The organism is Brucella sp. HL-2 (assembly GCF_025846885.2).
GTDB classification, from domain to species: Bacteria; Pseudomonadota; Alphaproteobacteria; order Rhizobiales; family Rhizobiaceae; genus Brucella; species Brucella quorumnocens.
The window spans coordinates 78,314-98,121 of the sequence record NZ_JAOYTK010000012.1 but is presented as its reverse complement, the minus strand read 5'-3'; the positions used below and the strand labels follow the sequence as shown (position 1 = coordinate 98,121).

The window sequence follows — 19,808 nt, the reverse complement described above, 5'->3', positions numbered from 1 at the left end:
ATATGAAAAATATCAATGCAATCCCGCTCGAAACCAAGAGCGTGGAAACGAAGGCGCTTGGCTCGAATCTTGGCCCCAATCTTGGTAATGACGGCGATGTGTCGGAAGCCTTCGATGAATTCATGACAGCCTTCTCGGCTTTTCGCGAGGCCAATGATGAACGCCTGAAGAAGGTTGAAAAAAGTGCCGATGTTGATGTGCTTTTGCGCGATAAGGTTGATCGCATCAACCGCGCTCTTGACGAGCAGAAACAGGCGCTTGATCAATATGTGCTAAAAACTGCGCGCCCGCCAATGGGCAAGAATATGCCTGTCGCCAATGTCGAACATAAACAGGCTTTCGATGGTTATGTTCGTCGTGGCGATGAACAGGCGCTGCGTGGTATCGAGTTGAAGGCGCATTCTTATGCGTCAGGCCCGGATGGTGGTTATCTTGTGCCGGCAGAACTCGAAATGGAAATCGGCCGCAGGCTGGCGGTGCTTTCCCCGATCCGCGGCATCTCCAGCGTACGCCAGGTCTCAGGCGCTATCCTGAAAAAGCCGTTCTCGGTTAGTGGTCCTGCTACGGGGTGGGTCGGCGAAACGGATGCGCGTCCGCAGACGGCTTCGGCAAAGCTTGCGGAACTCCAGTTCCCGACCATGGAAATCTACGCCATGCCAGCGGCGACCTCATCACTGCTCGACGATGCCGCAGTCAATGTGGAACAGTGGATTGCTGAGGAAGTGGAAGCAGCTTTTGCTGAACAGGAGGGCGCTGCGTTCATCACCGGCAACGGTGTGAACAAGCCGATGGGCTTCCTGAGCTACGATACGGTCGAGGATGCAAGCTGGACCTGGGGTAAGATCGGACACATCGCAACTGGTGTTGATGGTGCGCTGCCTGCTTCGGATCCGTCCGATAAGCTCATCGAGCTCATCTATGCGCTGAAAGCCGGTTATCGACAGAACGCAAATTTTGTCATGAATCGTAAGACCCAGAGCGTGTTGCGGAAGCTGAAAGATGCGGACGGCAATTATCTCTGGCAGCCACCTGCAGCCGTTGGTGAAAAAGCTTCACTGATGGGCTTTGGCCTTGTTGAGGCTGAGCATATGCCGGACATTGCTGCTGGCAATACTCCAATTGCTTTCGGCGATTTCGAGCGTGGCTATCTGGTTGTAGATCGTATTGGTTTGCGTGTTTTGCGCGATCCATATTCTGCCAAGCCGTATGTGCTGTTCTATACCACCAAGCGTGTGGGCGGTGGCGTCCAGGGTTTTGATGCGATCAAGCTTCTGAAGTTTGTAGCTTAAAGACGCGCGACAGCGGTTTTGCTGTCATTTTTTACAGTCCTTTTTGGGAAACCCTGCCGATTTTGGCAGCTAGATTCAGTTCGCGAACACGTTGAATCTTTTTCTGGGGTGTCATGCGTAACTGTCTGATTTGAGAGTTATTTTAAGGGGAAAATAAATGACAATGTTTCTTGTCACGCCACCGGCGCTCGAGCCGGTGACGGTCGCTGACGCGCGCGCGTTTTTACGAATTTCTACCGAGAGCGAAGACGACATTTTGCGGCGTCTTGTCAAAACGGCCCGTGAGCTTGTTGAAGCCGAAACAGGGTTGGCACTCATCGACCAGACATGGCGTTTGCGAGTGGACCGCTGGCCGCGTTCAGGGCGTCTGGCGCTGTTCAAGTATCCGGCGAAGGCGGTGACGGCTGTGGTTGCTTATCAACCGGATGGAAGTGCCATCAGCATGGAACCGGAAGAGTTCATGCTTCAGCATGGCCGCCGGCCGCAACGCGTTTACATGGCACAATATCCTGAAGCGCAGTCATTCTGCGGTCTTGAGGTGGACTTCATTGCCGGGTTTGGCGAAACTGGCGTCGAAGTGCCAGATGCGATCAAACAGGCGATACTCACTCTGACTGCGCACCTATACGAAAACCGTGCTGGCCTCGACAGCAAGCAGGCGGAACTTCCGCCGATCGTCGGTCAGATGGTGGATAGCTGGCGACGCATATCCCTATGAACAACGTGCTGTTTATTGACCCAGGCCAGCTCACAGCTGAGCTGGCCTTGGAAGCCATGCATCCGGCTGCAGATGGCATGGGTGGTTATCGTGAAACATGGTCGGAAATTGCGTCCGTATGGGGGCGCATCGAACCCATATCGAGCAACCAGAGAGATTTTGGAATTCGCCCACGTCCAGAGATAACGCATCGCATTCTGGTGCGTTATCGCGCGGATATTTCATCCGATCAGCGTTTACGCAAAGGCGGACGCATATTTGTGCTGCGTTCAGTACACGATCCGGATGAAAGCGGACGCTACCTCGTTTGTCTTGCTGTGGAGGAGGGACGTTGAATCTCACCATGACGCTGACCTTTGAAGGTCTCATACGAGCGCTGCGTTTCAGGCAGGCAGCTGTGCGAGAGGATATTGCCGTCGGGCGTAGGGACACCCGAGGTGACAAGCAAAAATCGAGCGGGGATCAAAATGAAGAATGGCGCGAGCGCATTGCAGAAAGCACTTTATGAGGCCTTGAAGAACGACGACGAACTTATTGAAACTCTTGGTGGTGAACACGTTTACGATCACGTGCCACCTAAAACACCTTTTCCCTATGTCACGTTGGGTGAAACACTCAGTAAAGACTGGAGTACAGCAAGTGAGCCGGGGGGCGAGCATTTTCTCAATATCCAGATATGGGCGCGCGAGGCAGGGCGCAAACGCGTGCTTGATATTGCCGGGCGCATTGCCACGCGGCTCGACGAGGAACCGCTCGAAGTGAATGGTCATCGGGTGATCAATCTCATGCTGACCGAAGTTTTGGCACGTAACACCGACGGTTTCGGCAGTTATCTTGGCACCATGCGTTATCGCGCCGTGACCGAACCTGCTGATTAGAGCGCATCCCGAAAAGTGTGAAGCTATTTTCGGACGAGATGCGCTCAAAAACAAATACTTAGAGCGGACCCGTTCTAATCGTTAGATATTACGCGTTTCCGGATGCAAATCCTATTTTCATTTAGCTGGAAATGCTCAAATCAAGGATCAATAAATGGCAGCTCAACGCGGCAAGGACATCTTGCTGAAAATCGCGACCGGCGAAAGTACGTATGAAACTTGCGCTGGCTTGCGCACCAAGCGCATCGCTTTCAATGCCGAAACAGTTGACGTAACGGACGCCGATGCGGCTGGTCGCTGGCGGCAGCTACTGGCTGGAAGCGGTGTGCAGCGCGCTTCAGTTAGTGGATCAGGTATTTTCAAAGACGCGGCTTCAGATGCATTAATCCGTAGTCTGTTCTTTAATGGAGATATCCGCAACTGGCAGATCGTGCTGCCAGATTTCGGCACCATTACCGGGCCGTTTCAGATCGTAGCGCTTGAGTATGGCGGCAATCACGACGCTGAAGTGACTTTCGAGATAGCGTTGGAATCGGCGGGGCTGATTACCTTTGGAGAGGTTCTATGATGGTCAATCGCCATCGTGGCGAGGTCGCGGCAAAACTCGATGGCCGCGACTGGACACTCTGCCTTACACTTGGCGCGCTTGCGGAGTTGGAAGCGGCATTTGAAGCAGATAATCTCTCAGACCTCATTGCACGCTTTTCGACAGGCCGACTTGCAGCCCATGATATGCAGCGCATCATTTGCGCGGGCCTCCACGGTGGTGGTCATAATGTGAGCTATGACGACGTTGCGGAAATGCGAGCTGAAGGCGGTGCAGCCGGGTTCGCATATATCGTTTCATCACTTCTGACAGCCACATTCGGAAGTGCTGAAAAGCCGGAAAGCGATTCCGCGTCAAACCCTTGAGTGCCGCAGTTGAATCAAGTCCTTCACATAAACCTTTCCCATGGGCTGAGGTGATGCGGGCAGGATTTGGTTTGCTGCGGCTTTCCTCAAAAGACTTCTGGGCAATGACCCCGCGTGAATTTTCAGCGGCCTTGAGGCCCGTATCGCGCAACACAAACGCCCCCTCGCGTGCGGCGCTTGATGCGCTCATGCACGCTTTTCCCGACAGGTAATTTAAATGACAGACGAAACTGTAACCGTTTCCGTTGAGGCGGATACGAGCGCGTTCGATCGTGCGTTGACCGATCTTGAAAAGCGCTCGTCAAGCTTCGGCTCCAACCTCACGACGGCACTCAAAAGCGCTATCGTTTCCGGTAAGGGACTGGAAGATGTGCTGCGCGGCCTCGCAAGCAACTTGGCCGGCTCGGCACTTTCCGCCGGCCTTCAGCCGCTACAAAATTTAGGCTCGTCGCTGATGTCGGGCATGATGACTGGTATTCGTGGCATCATGCCGTTTGCCAAAGGCGGTGTGGTTTCCAGTCCGACTTACTTTGGCATGGGCAATGGTTCTCTGGGCCTGACCGGAGAAGCTGGCGCAGAAGCCATTCTGCCGCTCGCGCGTGGTGCTGATGGACGACTTGGAGTTGCCACCGGCGGCAATTCTGGAAAACCTGTGCAGGTCGTCTTCAATATGTCTTCGCCTGATGCATCCTCTTTCCGCAAATCTGAAGCGCAGCTTTCAACCATGCTGGCGGGTGCGGTCCGTCGCGGTGCCCGGAGATTGTGAGATGGAAGCCTTTCATGATGTCCGGTTTCCACTCGGAGTCTCTTTTGGCGCAACCGGTGGCCCGGAATGGCGTAATGAAATCATTACACTCACATCCGGTATGGAAAAGCGCAACGCACGCTGGGCACATTCCCGTCGCCATTTTGATGCAGGCACAGGATTGCGTTCGCTTGATGATCTGAAAGCAGTGCTTGCCTTCTTCGAGGCCCGGCACGGTTCGCTCCATACTTTTCGTTTCCGCGATCCGTTCGACTTTTCATCTGCTGCCGGGAGTGTGGCACCGTCGCCGTTCGATCAACAGATTGGCGTTGGCAACGGAATACGTGCGAAATACCAGCTCATCAAACGCTATGAAACTTATGACCGTCCGATTACACGGCCCGTTAGTGGATCGGTGCAGATTGGCGTCGACGGAGTGCGGCTCGCGGAAGGCGAGGCTTTCACAATCGATAATGTGACAGGTAGCGTGATTTTCATGCCTGATTATCTGCCCGGAGAGGGAGCCACCGTGACGGCTGGGTTTCTGTTCGATGTACCAGTGCGTTTCGATACTGACCGGCTGATGGCCAGCATTGCGTCGTTTCAGGCAGGAGAAATCCCCTCCATTCCGATCATTGAGGTCAAAGCATGATTCGTGTTCCGACAGCGCTTGAATCACACTTGAAGGGTGACGTCACAACCCATTGCTTTGCCTGGCTTATAAGACGTTCGGATGGTGCCGTGCTTGGTTTTACAGACCATGATCGTGACTTGTTTCTGGATGGAATTGCCTGCGAGCCTTTGACTGGTCTGAACAGTAGCGAAGCCACGACAACGCTCGGGCTTTCTGTTGCGGGCGGCGAGGTCGAAGGCGCTCTGTCGTCAACACGCATCAGCGATGTTGATATCGAGCAGGGGCGCTATGATGGGGCGGTCATAGAAAGCTATCTGGTCAACTGGTCAAGCTCTGAACAGCACATGCTTTTGCGACGCTGGACAGTTGGAACGATCAGCCGATCGGGTGGCCGATTTGTCATGGAACTGAAAGGCGCTGCGGCGGCTTTCGATGCCGTTTGTGGCCGCCGGATACTACGTCAATGCAACGCTGTTTTAGGCGATGAACGCTGTGGTGTGAACCAAATCGATCCACGGTTCTCTGCTTTTGGTTCGGTCAATGTTGCCGAGGGTGCTGTGCTGATGGTGAGTGGACTTCAAGGATTTGCAAGCGGCTGGTTTGCGGAGGGACTGCTGACCTGGACGAGCGGCAAGAACGCGGGGAAAGCAATTCGTGTTCTGGGGCAGAATGGCAGCAGTCTGCGCCTGATCGAGTCGTCGGTTTTGCCAGCGAAAGTTGGTGACACGTTTCGCATTGTTGCCGGCTGCGACAAGAGCTTTGCCACCTGCAAAGCAAAATTTTCAAATGGCACCAATTTTCAAGGCTTTCCGCACCTTCCCGGGAATGATGCAGCCTTTGCCTATGTGAGCGGCGGTAACGAATATGACGGAAGTGCATTGGTGCCATGATGGTTGTCGAGAAAGTTTTGGCCGAGGCCGGAAACTGGATAGGGACGCCCTATCGCCACGGCGCATCAATGCGCGGTGTAAGCTGTGACTGTCTTGGGCTGGTCCGTGGTATTTGGCGGACGCTTTACGGCGATGAGCCAGAACATCCGGGGATCTACGCCCCTGACTGGGCAGAGGCTGCATCGGGCGATCCGCTCATGGAAGCGGCGCACAGGCATATGAGAGTGCGTGTCAGCAGTGCTCCCCAACCGGGGGACTTGCTCATCTTCCGCTGGCGCGCCGATGTCGCGGCGAAGCATCTCGGCATCATGATACGGGAAAACCGTTTTATCCACGCCTATGAGGGGCATTGCGTGATGGCGTCTGCACTGGTGCCGCAATGGCGAAAGCGTATCGCCGGAACTTTTATCTTCCCTGAAGCGAAAGTGTGAGTAATGGCAACAATCGTTCTGCAAGCGGTCGGTGCTGCTGTTGGTGGTATTTTTGGCCCCGTTGGGGCCGCGATCGGTGCTGGTTTGGGCGCTATGGGGGGCTATGCCGTTGATACCGCGATCATCAACTCGACCCGCCATATGGAGGGTGCACGTCTCAATGGTGGCCGCGTAGCAACAGCAGAAGAAGGTGCAGCACTACCCTTTGTCTACGGCACGGCACGACTTTCAGGTACATTGATCTGGGCGACACGGTTTGAGGAAAAGAAAACCACCGAACGCCAAGGCGGCAAAGGTGGTCCGAAAGTGACCAGCTATAGCTATTTCGGTAACGCAGCCTATGCTGTTGCGGAAGGCGAAATTGCTGGCATCCGTCGTGTCTGGGCTGATGGTCAGGAACTTAATCTCACTGAAGTCGATATGCGTATCTATCTGGGCACGCAGGAACAACAGCCCGATCCTTTGATTGAGGCCAAGCAGGGTGCAGGCAATGCGCCTGCCTATCGTGGCACTGCTTACGTGGTGTTTGAGCGTATTCCGCTTGATGTGTTTGGAAATCGTCTACCGCAATTTCAGTTCGAGGTCATGCGGCCGGTTGGTAAGGTGGCGCGCGATATTCGTGCTGTCGCGCTCATTCCCGGGTCTACCGAGTTTGGCCTCTCGCCAAGTCCGGTCAGTGACAGGCCTTTCCCTGGTGAAAGCCGCACGCTCAACCGCAATGAGAAGCGCGGGCACAGCGATTGGACTGTCGCTATTGATGAGTTGCAGATGCTCTGCCCGAACCTGCGGCATGTGGCGATTGTTCTGCCGTGGTTTGGCAATGATCTGAGGGCTGGTGCGTGCACCATTCGCCCGGGCGTCACGCATCAGAATTCATTGTCGTCGAGCCGGGCCTGGAAGGTAGAAAATATCACGCGTGCTGATGCGCACCTTATTTCGACCAGTGGTGAGGGTGCTGCTTATGGCGGCACACCTTCAGATCAGAGCGTAATCGATGCAATCCGTGATGCGAAAGCGCGCGGCCTGAAGGTAACGCTTTATCCGTTCATCATGATGGACGTGCCAGCCGATAATCAATTGCCATCACCATATGGCGGTGTCGGCCAATCAGCCTATCCATGGCGCGGGCGGATCACTTGCCATCCTGCAATCGGTGTAGCTGGCTCACTTGATAAGACAGCCGAGGCAGGAAATCAGGTCACAGCTTTCGTCAACGGAACATGGGGTTACAGGCGTTTCCTGAATCACTGTGCAAATCTGGCGTTGCAGGCCGGTGGCGTCGATGCCTTTTTGCTTGGCTCAGAACTGCGCGGGCTCACCAGCATCCGCGACAGTCGTGAAAGCTTTCCGTTTGTCACACACCTTTGCACACTCGCCACTGAGATGCGCACAAAGCTTGGACAAAGCTGCCGCATTACCTATGGCGCGGATTGGACCGAATATTTTGGTTATCAGGCGCAGGATGAAACCGGCGATCTGTTTTTCAATCTCGATCCGCTGTGGTCACATCCTGCGTTGGATGCAATTGGTATCGACAATTATATGCCGCTTGCCGATTGGCGGGATGACGATTTTGATGGGGGGAATCCTGATAGCTTCGAAGGCCCTTATGATCTCAATGGTCTGACAACCAGCATAGAAACGGGTGAGGGCTTCGACTGGTATTATGGGAGCAGCGAAGATCGTGTTGCGCGTATTCGTACTCCAATCAGTGATGGGCTTGCTGGTAAACCTTGGGTCTATCGCTACAAGGACATTCGCGCGTGGTGGAGCAATCCCCATTATAATCGCATTGATGGCGCGGAGGCTGCCACACCGACAGCTTGGGTGCCGCAATCCAAGCCGATCTGGTTTACAGAACTCGGATGCCCGGCAGTCGACAAAGGGCCGAACCAACCCAATGTCTTTCCTGATCCCAAATCATCGGAAAATGCGACGCCTTATTTCTCAAACGGTTCACGCGCCGATATCGGTATGGATCGTTTCCTGCGCGCACATTTCAGACACTGGCCTGAAAACAACCCGGTCTCGTCGGTGTATGGCGGTTCGATGCTGGACATGGATCGCGTTTATTTGTGGTCTTGGGATACGCGACCATTTCCGGAGTTTCCGCTGAAAGGTGACGTATGGGGAGATACGCCGAACTGGCGCCTCGGTCATTGGCTTAACGGGCGTATCAGTGGAGTTTCGCTTGATGAACTGATAGCTGCCATATTGGCGGACTTTGGATTGCCAGAGGCCGATTGTGCCGCGGCCGATGGGCACCTCACTGGTTTTGTGATTTCGGAACCGTCAACAGCACGTGGTGTTCTGGAGCCGCTGATGAACGTGTTTGGCGTCCATGGTTTTGAGCAGGCCGGGCGGTTCGTATTTCGGAGCGTCGCTCGTGCGGCACCGACGCTTGATGTAGTGCATATGTTGGTCGAGCCACAGGATGGCGAAGCATTGAGTTCTGTTCTCGACGATCAGGGCGATCTGCCTTCTATTGCCGAACTATACTGCAACGATCCGATGCGTGACTTTCAGGTGCTTGGGGCCTCTGTGCGTCGGGATACAGGGCAGGGCACGGAAAGCCTTAGCCTGTCTGGTTCGATGGAAACTGGGCAGGCAACGGCTCTCGCCGAAAGCTGGATGGCGCGCCGCTATGCTGAACGGCGGACCGCGAGTTTCTCTTTGCCGTGGTCTGAAGCAGCGCTTCACGTCGGCGACCGTGTCCGGCTTGATGCCTTGGGCGGCGGGCGCGACTATGTCGTAACGGCGTTGGAAGACGGAGAAGTACGGGCTATCAAAGCCGTCGCACTTGCACCGAATATTGTGTTTGCAGACAAAGGTGAAACTCCCAAGCTTCCGCCGGGAAAACCGGTCTCCGATATGAAGCCGATTTTCCATCTCATCGACCTGCCGCTTTGGCCGAGCGCGGAAGATCCCGCTGGTCAGTTCCGCATCGCTTGTCATGCGAAACCATGGCGTGGCGTCGCGGTTTACGCCTCACCGTCTGATGATGGCTTTGCCGAACGTAGCCTGATCAGCGAGCGCGCTGTGATGGGTGAACTGACAAAGCCAATTAAGGGAGCTCCAAGCGGACGTTTGATCGACGGGAATGCGATAGAGCTTGTGCTTTATTCAGGTGAACTGGGATCAAAGCCGCTTGCTCAGATTCTGAACGGGGCCAATACGGCGTTTTTAAAATCTCCCAATGGAAAATGGGAAGCTTTTCAGTTTCTCGAAGCAGAGGAAATCGGACAAAACCGCTGGCGATTGAGCAGACTTTTACGCGGGCAGCTTGGTACGGAAACAGAAAGCCTTATTGAGAAGCCAGTCGGAACCCCGTTTGTATTGTTTGATGGCGGAGTGCAGGGCATAGGACTGCACGCTTCTGAAATAGGGCTTGAGCTTAACTGGCGTATAGGGGCAGCAGGCAAATCATTCTCGGATGAATTTTTCGATACAGTGAAAGCGATCGGCGGCTTGCAAGCTCTGGAGCCTCTAAGCCCGGTACATCTCAAGACTGAGCAACTCGAGAATGGCGACTTATCCTTTCAGTGGGTCAGGCGAGGGCGGATCGATGCTGATAGTTGGATGGGCGCGGATATCCCGCTTGGTGAAGAGCGTGAAGTCTATCAGGTGGAAGTCTGGCAGTCCGATAAGCTGGTGCGAAGTGCACAGGTGCAGACCACGTCCTGGATCTATCCGAATCCAGAGCGCTTTGCTGAACTCGGCACGAATGAATTCCAGATTCGCGTAGCAATGGTGAGTTCCAAAACAGGAACTGGTGATTTCACTACGCTCGATACTTCAAACATTCTGTTAAAATGAAAAAGGAAATTGCATGATTGAAGATAAGCCTTGGTATCTGTCTCGTACTGTTTGGGCTGGATTGGTCGCTCTGTTTTTATCGTTGGCAGGCGCTTTCGGCCTTATCAGCGATACGGTCGATCAGGGTGCTTTGACCGATATATTGCTGCAACTTGCGACCGGTATCGCCAGCCTTATTGCTGTCTTTGGCCGCTTAGGAGCAACTTCGCGCATTTCATAATTTTACAAAGCGTGATAGCAAAGTTTTGAAAAGTGGCATAGTTCCGGAATGTTGACGAATGCTCCGGATAATATTATGCATAAAAACAACAGTTTAGAATGGCGTCAGCCGGGGGTATCTGGTTGATGCTGTTCTACAGACCAAAATTCCTTTGGGTCTATAAGCAGGGTGATCGTTCATGCATCGTTCAGCTGAGAGGCGCTATATAAGGGACATGATGAAACAGAACCCTGCTCTCAAAATTTTCGCGCTTCTGGCCGTTAGCATTGGTCTGTTGCCGGTTGATGCCGGTGCTTTGCCAATCGCTACGCCACAGAAGTCTAATCTTCTGGTCGCCGCTGCTGCGGATTGTGCGGCAGTGGGCGAACAAGTGGCTGCCTCACAGGGTGGCCAGTTGGCCAAGGCAACCCCGACCACACAGAATGGCCGCGCCATGTGTGTGATTGTGGTACTCGTACCTGGTCGCGATGGCGAACGCCCGCGCCGTGTAGAAGTAGCCGTACCCGCACAGTAGAGCAGTTCCAGTTACGATCGAATTGTTGAAACCGCGTCTCACTGTTTGTTCTTGCGCATTCTCCTACGCAAAACCGCTTCGCTCTTTTGCTGGAAATGCTTTAATGCGTCCCTGCGAGGAGCCTCAAACTTGCGTATCCTGATCGTTGAAGACGACAAGGACCTGAACAGGCAGCTCTCGGATGCGATGGTTGCCACAGGTTATGTTGTTGATAGTGCTTTTGATGGCGAAGAAGGCCATCATCTGGGCGACACCGAACCTTACGATGCTGTGATCCTCGATATTGGCCTTCCGCAGATGGATGGCATCAGTGTTGTGGAACGTTGGCGCCGCAGTGGTCGGACCATGCCGGTTCTGATGCTGACAGCGCGTGATCGCTGGAGTGATAAGGTTGCCGGTATTGATGCTGGTGCCGACGATTATGTCGCCAAGCCTTTTCATATGGAAGAGGTTCTGGCTCGATTGCGTGCATTGATCCGTCGCGCTGCCGGCCACGCGTCATCGGAATTGGTCTGCGGTTCTCTGCACCTAGATACAAAGACTTCAAAAGCCAGTGTGGACGGCGTGGCGTTGAAGCTGACTTCTCATGAATATCGTCTGCTTTCCTATCTCATGCATCATATGGATGAGGTTGTTTCGCGGACGGAACTGGTCGAGCATCTATACGATCAGGACTTTGACCGCGATTCCAACACGATCGAAGTTTTTGTTGGCCGCCTGCGTAAAAAGATGGGCGTCGATCTGATCGAGACAGTCCGCGGCATGGGCTATCGCATCCGCTCGGACGGGCAAAATGACACGAAGGGGAACGGGAACTGAAGCTTTTAAGCGTTTTCCCCCCTTTGCGTTCACTTGCGATACGCGTCGTCACCCTTTCGACGCTCTGGGTCATCCTGGCACTCGTCGTTGTGGCCACGCTCATCAGTACCCTTTACGGCGATGCTGCACGCAACAATTTCGAACGACTTCTGACAGCGCATCTGTTCAGTCTTGTTGGTGCGGTCAGCATATCGCCGGACGGTACGCTTCAAGGTCGGCCCGAGCTTGGTGAACTGCGTTATTCCAGCCCGCTGTCCGGCTGGTATTGGTCTGTTGATCCCGTTACTTCAAACATTAATGGCAAGTTGCAATCACTATCCTCAGTAGGGCGTATTGTGCCTGAATTACCAGTAAATCAGGCACCGTTTGATAGCTCGTTTATGCGCAGCTATACGCTGCCGGGCTTAAATGGTGAAGAGCTCTATATCGTCGAAACGGAAGTCGTTCTTGACAATGAAAACCGCGTTGCGCGCTTCCGCGTGATGGGTAACTTGAGTGAAGTCATGAACGAAATCTCTGATTTTCGCAGCAAGCTTGCTTTTTATCTGGCGATTTTCGGACTTGGCAGCGTCTTTATCAATGCTGGCATTATTCTATTCGGCTTGCGGCCACTCGATAAGGTCCGTCAGGCATTGACCGACATTCGTGAAGGTCGATCAGCGAAGCTCGATACATCGCTTCCGATTGAAATTGCACCGCTCGCAAATGAGATGAATGCGCTGATTGAAAACAACCGGCGCATTGTTGAACGTTCGCGCACACAGGTCGGCAATCTTGCGCATTCGCTGAAGACGCCTCTTTCGGTCTTGACCAATGAGGCGCGGGCGATGGGGGGCGAACAGGGGCGGGTTGTTCTTGAGCAGAGCGAAGCTATGCAGGTGCAGATACAGCATTATCTGCAACGCGCTCGTATAGCGGCACAAAGAGATAGCGTCGTATTCAGAACTCAAGTCACTCCAGTGCTTGAGCGGATGGAACGGGTGACTGCAAAGCTCAACCCGGCGTTCAAAATCATATTCAGAAATGTGTTGCCGGACGCCGTTTTTGCTGGCGAAAAAGAAGATCTGGAAGAGATTGTCGGTAATCTGCTGGAGAATGCAGGTAAATGGGGCCGCAGGCAGATTAAGATTATTTTGCGACCGGCCGCAGATGCGCAACGGCAGTTTGAGATTTTGATAGAGGATGACGGTCCTGGCCTAGCTCCTGACAAGATCGAACAAGCACTCAAACGTGGCAATCGTGTCGATGAGACCAAACCGGGCACGGGGCTTGGATTGGCAATCGTTCAGGACACTGTGCGGGAATATGGTGGCATCTTGCATTTGGACAAAAGCAACTTGGGCGGACTACAGGTTCGCGTTGTGTTGCCGCTAACTGAAGATTGATAGTTGTTTTTGCCACGAGGCGAACTAGAAGGTTAGACTTATTAGCTGCATCCTACGATAGTATGCATGCTCACTTTTTATGAAGGCCGGTTTGTTATGATAATGGTATCAAGGTTTTCTGCTCCTCTTCTGATCGCTTCGATGGCGTTCATGCTTGCTGCCTGCGGAACATCCGGTGGTGGAAAAGGTTTGGGACTGACTTCGCTTGGTGGGTCGTCTTCATCGACAGAAACGCGTCCGAACTTGCTGGCAACGCTCGGGAATGGGCTTTTGGGCAGTTCGGCAGCGCAGTTGACCGCAAGTGACCGCAAGAAGGCACTTGAAGCGGAATATAGGGCCCTTGAATATTCGCCTGCTGGTAAAGCAGTTTCATGGAGTGGCAGCGGATCGACATCTGGGGATGTAACGGCGGCACAGCCTTACCAGGTCGGTTCGCAAAACTGCCGCCAATATACCCATACTTTTACGATTGCAGACCAACTGCAAACCGCGCGTGGTACAGCGTGCCGTAACGCCGATGGCAGCTGGACGCCGCTCAACTGATCGCTCTAAAGCACGATGCGTAAAATCAAAGAGTTAGAGCGTCCTTTGTGCGTCCGAAAGGACGCGCGGCGCTCTAAGCCTTTGCGGCGAATTGCCCTAGTCTGCAACTTCAGGCAGGTTAGTGTTGGTTTTTCCCTCGGCTGAGATTAAGTCTCAGCCATGGAATTCTGGTTGACTGCCGCACTGCTGACTCTTGCAGCTACATTGACTGTTTTGTTGCCGTTGACACGGAACAAGCAGGAATTTTTGCCCCCTGAAAAGAACGACCTGGAAGTGTATCGCGACCAGTTGCGCGAGGTTGAGGCCGACGCTGCGCGTGGCATGATCGACGCTCCCAGTGCTGAACAGGCTCGTATCGAAATCTCCCGACGCATCTTGAATGCCGAAAAGGCCAGTGCGGAATCGGCTGCCAATATGCAGAAAGCTCGATCCGGTCGGGTGCTGGCTCTCGCAGCGGTTCTGGCCGTTCCTTTGATCGCCTGGGGCATTTACCCGCTTTTCGGAACGCCTGACACGCCCTCGATGCCATTGGCGGCACGTCTGGCGAATAGCCCGCAAAATAGCTCGGTTGATGAACTTATTGCTCGTGCCGAAGCGCATCTTGCGCAAAACCCCGGCGATGCACGCGGATGGGATGTATTGGCACCGATTTATCTGCGGATTGGTCGCGGAGCTGATGCAGTCAATGCCTACCGTTCCGCAATTCGCCTTGAAGGTGAAAACTTCCAACGAATTCTTGGTCTTGGCGAAGCTTTGATCGCAGTATCCGGTGGGCCAATTACCGCCGAGGCAGAAGGTCTGTTTGAAAAAGCGGCTGCGCTTGAGCCTGATGACATCCGGCCTCAATATTACCTCGCGCAAGGCGAGATGCAGGATGGTAATGCAGATGGCGCGGTAAAAAGGCTACAGACGTTCCTTGATAAAGCACCGGCAGATGCGCCTTGGCGTGCACAGGTTGAGCAGACCATTGCGCGTATCCGCGGAATTGCTCCGCAAGCGCCTGCGAACGGTCCTACAACCGAGGATGTTGACGCTGCGGCCTCAATGAGCCCTGAAGATCGTCAGGCTATGGTTGAAGGTATGGTTCAACGTTTGGACGAAAGTCTTCGCGAAAATGGCGGGGATATCGATGGCTGGAAGCGACTTGTGCGCTCATATATGATCCTTAATCGCCGGGATGATGCACTTGATGCGCTGAAACGTGGAGTTGCGGCGTTGGATGGTGAAAAGCGGGATGAGCTAACAGGCTTTGCCGCAGGACTGGGTTTGGAAGCAGGGAGCGCAACACAATGAGTGCGACCGCAGAAAGCAGTGGACGTAACACAAAGCCAAAGGGTAGTTTAACCCGTACAGTCGGCCAGAGAAAGCGCAAGCGCCTGATATTGATCGGCGGTGCTTTGGCTGTTCTCGCTGTCGCGGTTGGCCTGATGCTTATGGCTTTTAATCAGGACATTCGATTTTTCCGAACACCTGCCGATTTGACTGAACAGGAAATCACTTCGGGTGCCCGGTTCCGTTTGGGAGGCCTTGTTGAAGAAGGCTCCGTGATGCGAGAAGGCAGCGAATTGCGCTTTACCGTCACAGACACAATCAAGACCGTTAAAGTCGTCTTCGAAGGAATTGCTCCTGATCTTTTCCGTGAGGGACAGGGCGTCGTCGCGGAAGGCCGCTTCGGTTCTGACGGTGTATTTCGAGCTGATAATGTGCTCGCCAAACACGATGAAAATTATGTCCCGAAGGACCTCGCCGACAGCCTGAAGAAAAAGGGCGTTTGGGAAGGTCAATGATGGGAAACGGACCAGTAATCGGAATTGGACAAAGCTTATGAATGTCGAGATTGGCCATTTCGCGCTTGTTCTGGCACTGGCTTTGTCAGTGGTTCAGTCTATCGCGCCGGTCGTGGGTGCGCAGCGTAGAGACATGCAGTTGATGGGGGTTGCAGTACCAACTGCACTGGCCGTCTTTGCGTTGATTGCGTTCTCTTTCATGGTTCTGACATTCGCCTATGTCGTCTCTGACTTTTCGGTCCTTAACGTGGTCGAAAACTCCCATTCGCAAAAACCGATGCTTTATAAAATTACCGGCGTTTGGGGCAATCATGAAGGCTCTATGTTGCTGTGGGTGCTGATTCTTAGTTTCTTCAGTGCGCTGGTTGCAGCCTTTTCCGGCAATTTGCCAGAAACCCTGCGTGCGAACGTTCTCGGCGTTCAGGGCTGGATTGGAACTGCCTTTTTGGCCTTTATCATTTTCACTTCCAATCCATTTACGCGCATTATTCCAGCACCGATTGAAGGTGGCGATTTGAACCCGATCCTTCAGGATATAGGTCTCGCGATCCATCCTCCGTTGCTCTATCTCGGCTATGTTGGCTTTTCTGTATGCTTTTCCTTTGCTGTCGCTGCCCTGATCGAAGGTCGTATTGATGCGGCATGGGCGCGTTGGGTTCGCCCTTGGGCGCTGGTCGCATGGATGTTCCTGACGGGCGGCATTGCAATGGGCTCTTACTGGGCCTATTACGAGCTCGGCTGGGGCGGCTGGTGGTTCTGGGATCCGGTCGAAAATGCGTCCTTCATGCCATGGCTGGTTGGAACGGCACTGCTGCATTCAGCGATTGTCATGGAAAAACGCTCGGCCCTCAAAATCTGGACAGTGCTGCTCGCGATCCTGACTTTCTCACTGTCGCTTTTGGGAACCTTCCTTGTGCGTTCCGGCGTGTTGACGTCAGTGCATAGTTTTGCGACCGATCCGGGACGAGGCCTGTTCATTCTCGCTATTCTTGCCATCTTCATCGGTGGTTCTCTGTCGCTTTTCGCTCTTCGCGTTCAGAGCCTGTCTTCGGGCGGATTGTTCCAACCGATCTCGCGCGAAGGCGCCTTGGTCTTCAATAATCTCTTTCTCACAACCGCTGCCGCAACTGTTCTTATCGGTACGCTCTATCCACTCTTGCTGGAAGTGTTGACTGGTGACAAGATTTCGGTCGGCGCTCCCTTCTTCAACATGACCTTCGGGCCATTGATGATCCCACTGCTGTTCGCTGTGCCTTTTGGTCCGCTGCTTGCCTGGAAGCGAGGAGATCTATACGGCGTTGCGCAACGGCTGATGACTGCATTCGCATTGTCACTCATTACGGTCGGTATTGTGATTTGGCGCAGCGAGGCTCATTCCGTGCTCGCAGCGCTTGGCATCGGTCTTGCTGTATGGCTGATCCTTGGTAGCTTGACTGATCTCTGGTTGAAGGCCGGTATCGGCAAGGTTTCCGCGAGCAAAGCGCTGTTGCGCTTTAAAGGACTGCCACGTTCGGTATTCGGGACAGCTCTTGCGCATATTGGCCTTGGCGTGACTTTGCTCGGTATTATAAGCGTCACGACGTATGGTACCGAAAGTGTACTGTTGATGCGCCCGGGGGATACGACAAAGGTTGCGGATTATTCGCTACGCTTTGAAGGTCTACGTCCTTTGACCGGTTCAAACTTCACAGAAAACCGCGGCACGTTTACACTGCTGGATTCATCACATCGTGACCTGGGTCTGATCGAACCGTCTAAGAGGTTTTTCCCGGCCCGTCAGATGCCAACCACTGAATCAGGCATCCGTACTTTATGGTTCAGTCAGGTTTACGTGGCTTTAGGCGATGAACCTGGCAATGGCTCCATCGTGGTGCGCGTTTGGTGGAAGCCGGATGTAACGCTGATCTGGTACGGTGCGCTCATCATGATGGTGGGGGCGATGTTCTCGCTCGCTGACCGTCGCCTGCGTGTCGGCGCTCCATCAAAGGCGCGCAAGTCCGCATCAAAGAAAGCAGAGGCGACAGCATGAGGATATGCAAACGTCTTTCCTTGCTTCTTCTGGGATTGTCGCTGGTATTTAGCGGATCAGCCGCTCTGGCTGTCAATCCAGATGAAGTGCTCGGCGACCCTCAGCTTGAAAAACGAGCGCGAGAGATATCGGCGGAACTTCGCTGCATGGTCTGTCAGAACGAATCGATTGACGATTCAAATGCCGAACTGGCGCGCGACCTGCGTGTTCTCGTGCGTGAACGCCTGACTTCTGGCGATTCTGATAAACAGGTGATGGACTTTGTCGTCGATCGTTATGGCGAATTCGTTCTGCTTAAACCTCGCTTAAATGCACAGACAGCGCTTCTGTGGGGCTTCCCGGTGCTGATTCTTTTGATTGGCGGGATTGCTTTGACCATTGCGTTCCGTCGGCGCAACACTACAACCGAAGTCCAAAAGCCGCTAACAGCGCGAGAAAAAGCCGAGCTTTCCAGGCTTCTCGACGATAAGTGAGCTAATATTCTATTCTGATTTTTTTCTCAAACCTTACAAAACTTTCATCTTCCGGAAATTGAGCGGTAAGGTAGCCCGAACTATCTTGAGCTCTATAAAGGATTATAGGACCGGATTTGCCTTGGTGGGAATTCTACGTCCGAGATTGCTGCTCGTAAGGAGAGACAGATGTCGAAGATTATAACTTCAAAGTATCGCAAGGGTGTTGCAGCGGTAGCGCTGTCAGCCGCGCTTGCCGGTGCGTTCGTCGCAACTGGCCCAATGGGCGTGATGAACAATGCCCGCGCCGAAGCAGTCAGTGTCACTCCGCCTCAGCAGGCAGGCTTTGCCGATCTGGTTGAAAAAGTGCGCCCGGCAGTCGTTAGCGTTCGCGTCAAGAAGGATGTGCAGGAAGCGGATAGCCGTGGCCAGCAGTTCGGGACACCTCCCGGTTTCGATCAGTTGCCAGATGGCCATCCGCTGAAGCGCTTCTTCCGTGATTTTGGAATGGAGCCGCGCGGTGACGCACGTCCAGATAACCGCCGTCCGGGCAATCGTGGCAAGCCGCGTCCGGGTCACGAACGTCCTGTGGCACAGGGTTCCGGCTTCTTCATCTCCGAAGACGGTTACCTCATTACAAACAACCACGTTGTTTCTGACGGTGATGCCTACAGCGTCGTTCTTGATGATGGCACCGAACTCGATGCGAAGCTGATCGGCACTGATGCGCGTACCGATCTTGCTGTGCTGAAGATCGATGATGCCAAGCGCAAGTTCACATATGTAAAGCTCGGCGATGACAGCAAGATCCGAGTCGGTGATTGGGTCGTTGCTGTTGGCAATCCGTTTGGTCTTGGTGGTACGGTCACATCCGGTATCGTTTCGGCCCGCGGTCGTGACATCGGTGCAGGTCCTTACGATGATTTCATCCAGATTGATGCTGCTGTTAACAAGGGCAACTCCGGTGGCCCAGCTTTCGATCTTTCAGGTGAAGTCATTGGCATCAACACTGCAATCTTCTCGCCTTCAGGCGGCAGCGTAGGTATCGCCTTCGCAATTCCTGCATCGACTGCCAAGCAGGTCGTCGACCAACTGATCAAGAAGGGCTCTGTTGAGCGTGGTTGGATTGGCGTGCAGATCCAGCCAGTCAACAAGGATATTGCTGCTTCACTTGGTCTTGCAGAAGAAAAGGGTGCGTTGGTAGCCTCTCCTCAGGCGGATGGTCCTGCGGCAAAGGCAGGCATTAAGTCTGGCGATGTAATCACGGCGGTTAATGGTGAACCGGTTCAGGATCCACGTGATCTGGCCCGTAAGGTTGCCAATATCGTTCCGGGTGAAAAGGCTGCTTTGACGGTCTGGCGCAAGAACAAGGCTGAAGAAATCGACATTACGATTGCCGCTATGCCACAGGATCTCGGCAAGGCGGACAGCCAGTCTGGCGGGAGTGATACGGAGCAAGGCGAAACGCTCGACTCGTATGGTTTGACGGTCACGCCGTCGGAAGACGGTGACGGCGTTGTTGTCACCAATGTCGATCCCGATAGCGATGCGTCTGACCGTGGCATTCGTTCCGGTGACATCATTGTTTCGGTTAACAATCAGATTGTTAAGAGCACCAAGGATATAGACAAGGCAATTGCTGAAGCCTCAAAGGCTGGTCGTAAGGCTGTGCTGTTGCAGCTTCAGAGCAACGACCAGAGTCGCTTCGTAGCCCTTCCGATCGATCAGGGATAATGGTTGCGTGAG

The 19,808-nt window shown here is 53.8% G+C and carries 22 protein-coding genes; all 22 read left to right on the top strand.

Translation table 11 applies throughout. The annotated features are described in order from the left end of the window. Positions 1 to 2: 2 nt before the first annotated feature. Positions 3 to 1,289, top strand: a complete 1,287-nt coding sequence (locus OIV19_RS14560) for a phage major capsid protein (RefSeq protein ID WP_264232076.1) — start codon at positions 3 to 5, stop codon at positions 1,287 to 1,289. Between the two features lie 157 nt (positions 1,290 to 1,446). After that, positions 1,447 to 2,007, top strand: a complete 561-nt coding sequence (locus OIV19_RS14555; protein ID WP_264232075.1) for a head-tail connector protein — start codon at positions 1,447 to 1,449, stop codon at positions 2,005 to 2,007. Then, complete coding sequence (locus tag OIV19_RS14550) at positions 2,004 to 2,342, top strand: phage head closure protein (RefSeq protein WP_095446267.1); 339 nt, start codon at positions 2,004 to 2,006, stop codon at positions 2,340 to 2,342. The genes OIV19_RS14555 and OIV19_RS14550 overlap by 4 nt, the downstream gene beginning before the upstream one ends. 132 nt (positions 2,343 to 2,474) lie before the next feature. After that, complete coding sequence (locus OIV19_RS14545) at positions 2,475 to 2,885, top strand: DUF3168 domain-containing protein (protein WP_264232074.1); 411 nt, start codon at positions 2,475 to 2,477, stop codon at positions 2,883 to 2,885. Between the two features lie 154 nt (positions 2,886 to 3,039). Beyond that, positions 3,040 to 3,453, top strand: coding sequence for a phage major tail protein, TP901-1 family (locus tag OIV19_RS14540; RefSeq protein ID WP_264232073.1), 414 nt, complete (start codon positions 3,040 to 3,042; stop codon positions 3,451 to 3,453). Further along, positions 3,450 to 3,797 carry a gene transfer agent family protein gene (locus tag OIV19_RS14535; RefSeq protein WP_235901703.1) on the top strand — a complete coding sequence of 116 codons (348 nt, stop codon included), beginning with the start codon at positions 3,450 to 3,452 and terminating at the stop codon, positions 3,795 to 3,797. Before OIV19_RS14540 ends, OIV19_RS14535 begins: the two co-directional genes overlap by 4 nt. Next, positions 3,794 to 4,009 (top strand): rcc01693 family protein, encoded by a 216-nt coding sequence (locus OIV19_RS14530; protein WP_264232072.1) that lies wholly within the window; start codon positions 3,794 to 3,796, stop codon positions 4,007 to 4,009. The genes OIV19_RS14535 and OIV19_RS14530 overlap by 4 nt, the downstream gene beginning before the upstream one ends. 5 nt (positions 4,010 to 4,014) lie before the next feature. Continuing rightward, complete coding sequence (locus OIV19_RS14525) at positions 4,015 to 4,563, top strand: phage tail tape measure protein (RefSeq protein ID WP_264232071.1); 549 nt, start codon at positions 4,015 to 4,017, stop codon at positions 4,561 to 4,563. Position 4,564: 1 nt separating this feature from the next. Further along, complete coding sequence (locus OIV19_RS14520) at positions 4,565 to 5,194, top strand: phage distal tail protein, Rcc01695 family (protein ID WP_264232070.1); 630 nt, start codon at positions 4,565 to 4,567, stop codon at positions 5,192 to 5,194. Continuing rightward, positions 5,191 to 6,066, top strand: a complete 876-nt coding sequence (locus OIV19_RS14515) for a phage/gene transfer agent baseplate hub protein (RefSeq protein ID WP_264232069.1) — start codon at positions 5,191 to 5,193, stop codon at positions 6,064 to 6,066. The genes OIV19_RS14520 and OIV19_RS14515 overlap by 4 nt, the downstream gene beginning before the upstream one ends. Continuing rightward, positions 6,063 to 6,497, top strand: coding sequence for a C40 family peptidase (locus OIV19_RS14510; protein WP_264232068.1), 435 nt, complete (start codon positions 6,063 to 6,065; stop codon positions 6,495 to 6,497). Before OIV19_RS14515 ends, OIV19_RS14510 begins: the two co-directional genes overlap by 4 nt. Before the next feature lie 3 nt (positions 6,498 to 6,500). Continuing rightward, entirely contained in the window at positions 6,501 to 10,313 is a 3,813-nt protein-coding gene (locus OIV19_RS14505; protein ID WP_264232067.1) for a baseplate multidomain protein megatron, read from the top strand. 13 nt (positions 10,314 to 10,326) lie between these two features. Beyond that, on the top strand, positions 10,327 to 10,533 hold the full coding sequence (locus OIV19_RS14500; protein WP_095446276.1) for a hypothetical protein: 207 nt from the start codon (positions 10,327 to 10,329) through the stop codon (positions 10,531 to 10,533). A gap of 217 nt (positions 10,534 to 10,750) precedes the next feature. Further along, complete coding sequence (locus tag OIV19_RS14495; protein WP_095447859.1) at positions 10,751 to 11,047, top strand: hypothetical protein; 297 nt, start codon at positions 10,751 to 10,753, stop codon at positions 11,045 to 11,047. 129 nt (positions 11,048 to 11,176) lie between these two features. Next, positions 11,177 to 11,866, top strand: coding sequence for a response regulator transcription factor (locus OIV19_RS14490; protein WP_095446277.1), 690 nt, complete (start codon positions 11,177 to 11,179; stop codon positions 11,864 to 11,866). 74 nt (positions 11,867 to 11,940) lie between these two features. Then, complete coding sequence (locus OIV19_RS14485; protein ID WP_264232098.1) at positions 11,941 to 13,251, top strand: ATP-binding protein; 1,311 nt, start codon at positions 11,941 to 11,943, stop codon at positions 13,249 to 13,251. 96 nt (positions 13,252 to 13,347) lie between these two features. Beyond that, the gene (locus OIV19_RS14480) at positions 13,348 to 13,794 is read left to right on the top strand and encodes an RT0821/Lpp0805 family surface protein (protein WP_264232066.1); all 447 of its coding nucleotides are present in this window, start codon (positions 13,348 to 13,350) and stop codon (positions 13,792 to 13,794) included. 159 nt (positions 13,795 to 13,953) lie between these two features. Continuing rightward, positions 13,954 to 15,087: a c-type cytochrome biogenesis protein CcmI gene (gene ccmI, locus OIV19_RS14475; protein ID WP_095446279.1), complete on the top strand. Its 1,134-nt coding sequence runs from the start codon at positions 13,954 to 13,956 to the stop codon at positions 15,085 to 15,087. Then, positions 15,084 to 15,581, top strand: a complete 498-nt coding sequence (gene ccmE / locus OIV19_RS14470; RefSeq protein WP_095446280.1) for a cytochrome c maturation protein CcmE — start codon at positions 15,084 to 15,086, stop codon at positions 15,579 to 15,581. The genes ccmI and ccmE overlap by 4 nt, the downstream gene beginning before the upstream one ends. 37 nt (positions 15,582 to 15,618) lie before the next feature. After that, positions 15,619 to 17,610: a heme lyase CcmF/NrfE family subunit gene (locus tag OIV19_RS14465; protein ID WP_264232065.1), complete on the top strand. Its 1,992-nt coding sequence runs from the start codon at positions 15,619 to 15,621 to the stop codon at positions 17,608 to 17,610. Further along, positions 17,607 to 18,083 (top strand): cytochrome c-type biogenesis protein, encoded by a 477-nt coding sequence (locus OIV19_RS14460; protein ID WP_264232064.1) that lies wholly within the window; start codon positions 17,607 to 17,609, stop codon positions 18,081 to 18,083. Before OIV19_RS14465 ends, OIV19_RS14460 begins: the two co-directional genes overlap by 4 nt. A 168-nt stretch (positions 18,084 to 18,251) precedes the next feature. Beyond that, positions 18,252 to 19,796 carry a Do family serine endopeptidase gene (locus OIV19_RS14455; RefSeq protein ID WP_264232063.1) on the top strand — a complete coding sequence of 515 codons (1,545 nt, stop codon included), beginning with the start codon at positions 18,252 to 18,254 and terminating at the stop codon, positions 19,794 to 19,796. The last annotated feature ends 12 nt before the right edge of the window (positions 19,797 to 19,808 follow it).

What these genes read in the sequence shown, in the direction of transcription:
- OIV19_RS14560 (WP_264232076.1), top strand. Translation starts at nt 3, where the DNA reads ATGAAAAATATCAATGCAATCCCGCTCGAAACCAAGAGCGTGGAAACG.
- OIV19_RS14555 (WP_264232075.1), top strand. Translation starts at nt 1,447, where the DNA reads ATGACAATGTTTCTTGTCACGCCACCGGCGCTCGAGCCGGTGACGGTC.
- OIV19_RS14550 (WP_095446267.1), top strand. Translation starts at nt 2,004, where the DNA reads ATGAACAACGTGCTGTTTATTGACCCAGGCCAGCTCACAGCTGAGCTG.
- OIV19_RS14545 (WP_264232074.1), top strand. Translation starts at nt 2,475, where the DNA reads ATGAAGAATGGCGCGAGCGCATTGCAGAAAGCACTTTATGAGGCCTTG.
- OIV19_RS14540 (WP_264232073.1), top strand. Translation starts at nt 3,040, where the DNA reads ATGGCAGCTCAACGCGGCAAGGACATCTTGCTGAAAATCGCGACCGGC.
- OIV19_RS14535 (WP_235901703.1), top strand. Translation starts at nt 3,450, where the DNA reads ATGATGGTCAATCGCCATCGTGGCGAGGTCGCGGCAAAACTCGATGGC.
- OIV19_RS14525 (WP_264232071.1), top strand. Translation starts at nt 4,015, where the DNA reads ATGACAGACGAAACTGTAACCGTTTCCGTTGAGGCGGATACGAGCGCG.
- OIV19_RS14520 (WP_264232070.1), top strand. Translation starts at nt 4,565, where the DNA reads ATGGAAGCCTTTCATGATGTCCGGTTTCCACTCGGAGTCTCTTTTGGC.
- OIV19_RS14515 (WP_264232069.1), top strand. Translation starts at nt 5,191, where the DNA reads ATGATTCGTGTTCCGACAGCGCTTGAATCACACTTGAAGGGTGACGTC.
- OIV19_RS14510 (WP_264232068.1), top strand. Translation starts at nt 6,063, where the DNA reads ATGATGGTTGTCGAGAAAGTTTTGGCCGAGGCCGGAAACTGGATAGGG.
- OIV19_RS14505 (WP_264232067.1), top strand. Translation starts at nt 6,501, where the DNA reads ATGGCAACAATCGTTCTGCAAGCGGTCGGTGCTGCTGTTGGTGGTATT.
- OIV19_RS14500 (WP_095446276.1), top strand. Translation starts at nt 10,327, where the DNA reads ATGATTGAAGATAAGCCTTGGTATCTGTCTCGTACTGTTTGGGCTGGA.
- OIV19_RS14495 (WP_095447859.1), top strand. Translation starts at nt 10,751, where the DNA reads ATGAAACAGAACCCTGCTCTCAAAATTTTCGCGCTTCTGGCCGTTAGC.
- OIV19_RS14480 (WP_264232066.1), top strand. Translation starts at nt 13,348, where the DNA reads ATGATAATGGTATCAAGGTTTTCTGCTCCTCTTCTGATCGCTTCGATG.
- ccmI (WP_095446279.1), top strand. Translation starts at nt 13,954, where the DNA reads ATGGAATTCTGGTTGACTGCCGCACTGCTGACTCTTGCAGCTACATTG.
- ccmE (WP_095446280.1), top strand. Translation starts at nt 15,084, where the DNA reads ATGAGTGCGACCGCAGAAAGCAGTGGACGTAACACAAAGCCAAAGGGT.
- OIV19_RS14465 (WP_264232065.1), top strand. Translation starts at nt 15,619, where the DNA reads ATGAATGTCGAGATTGGCCATTTCGCGCTTGTTCTGGCACTGGCTTTG.
- OIV19_RS14460 (WP_264232064.1), top strand. Translation starts at nt 17,607, where the DNA reads ATGAGGATATGCAAACGTCTTTCCTTGCTTCTTCTGGGATTGTCGCTG.
- OIV19_RS14455 (WP_264232063.1), top strand. Translation starts at nt 18,252, where the DNA reads ATGTCGAAGATTATAACTTCAAAGTATCGCAAGGGTGTTGCAGCGGTA.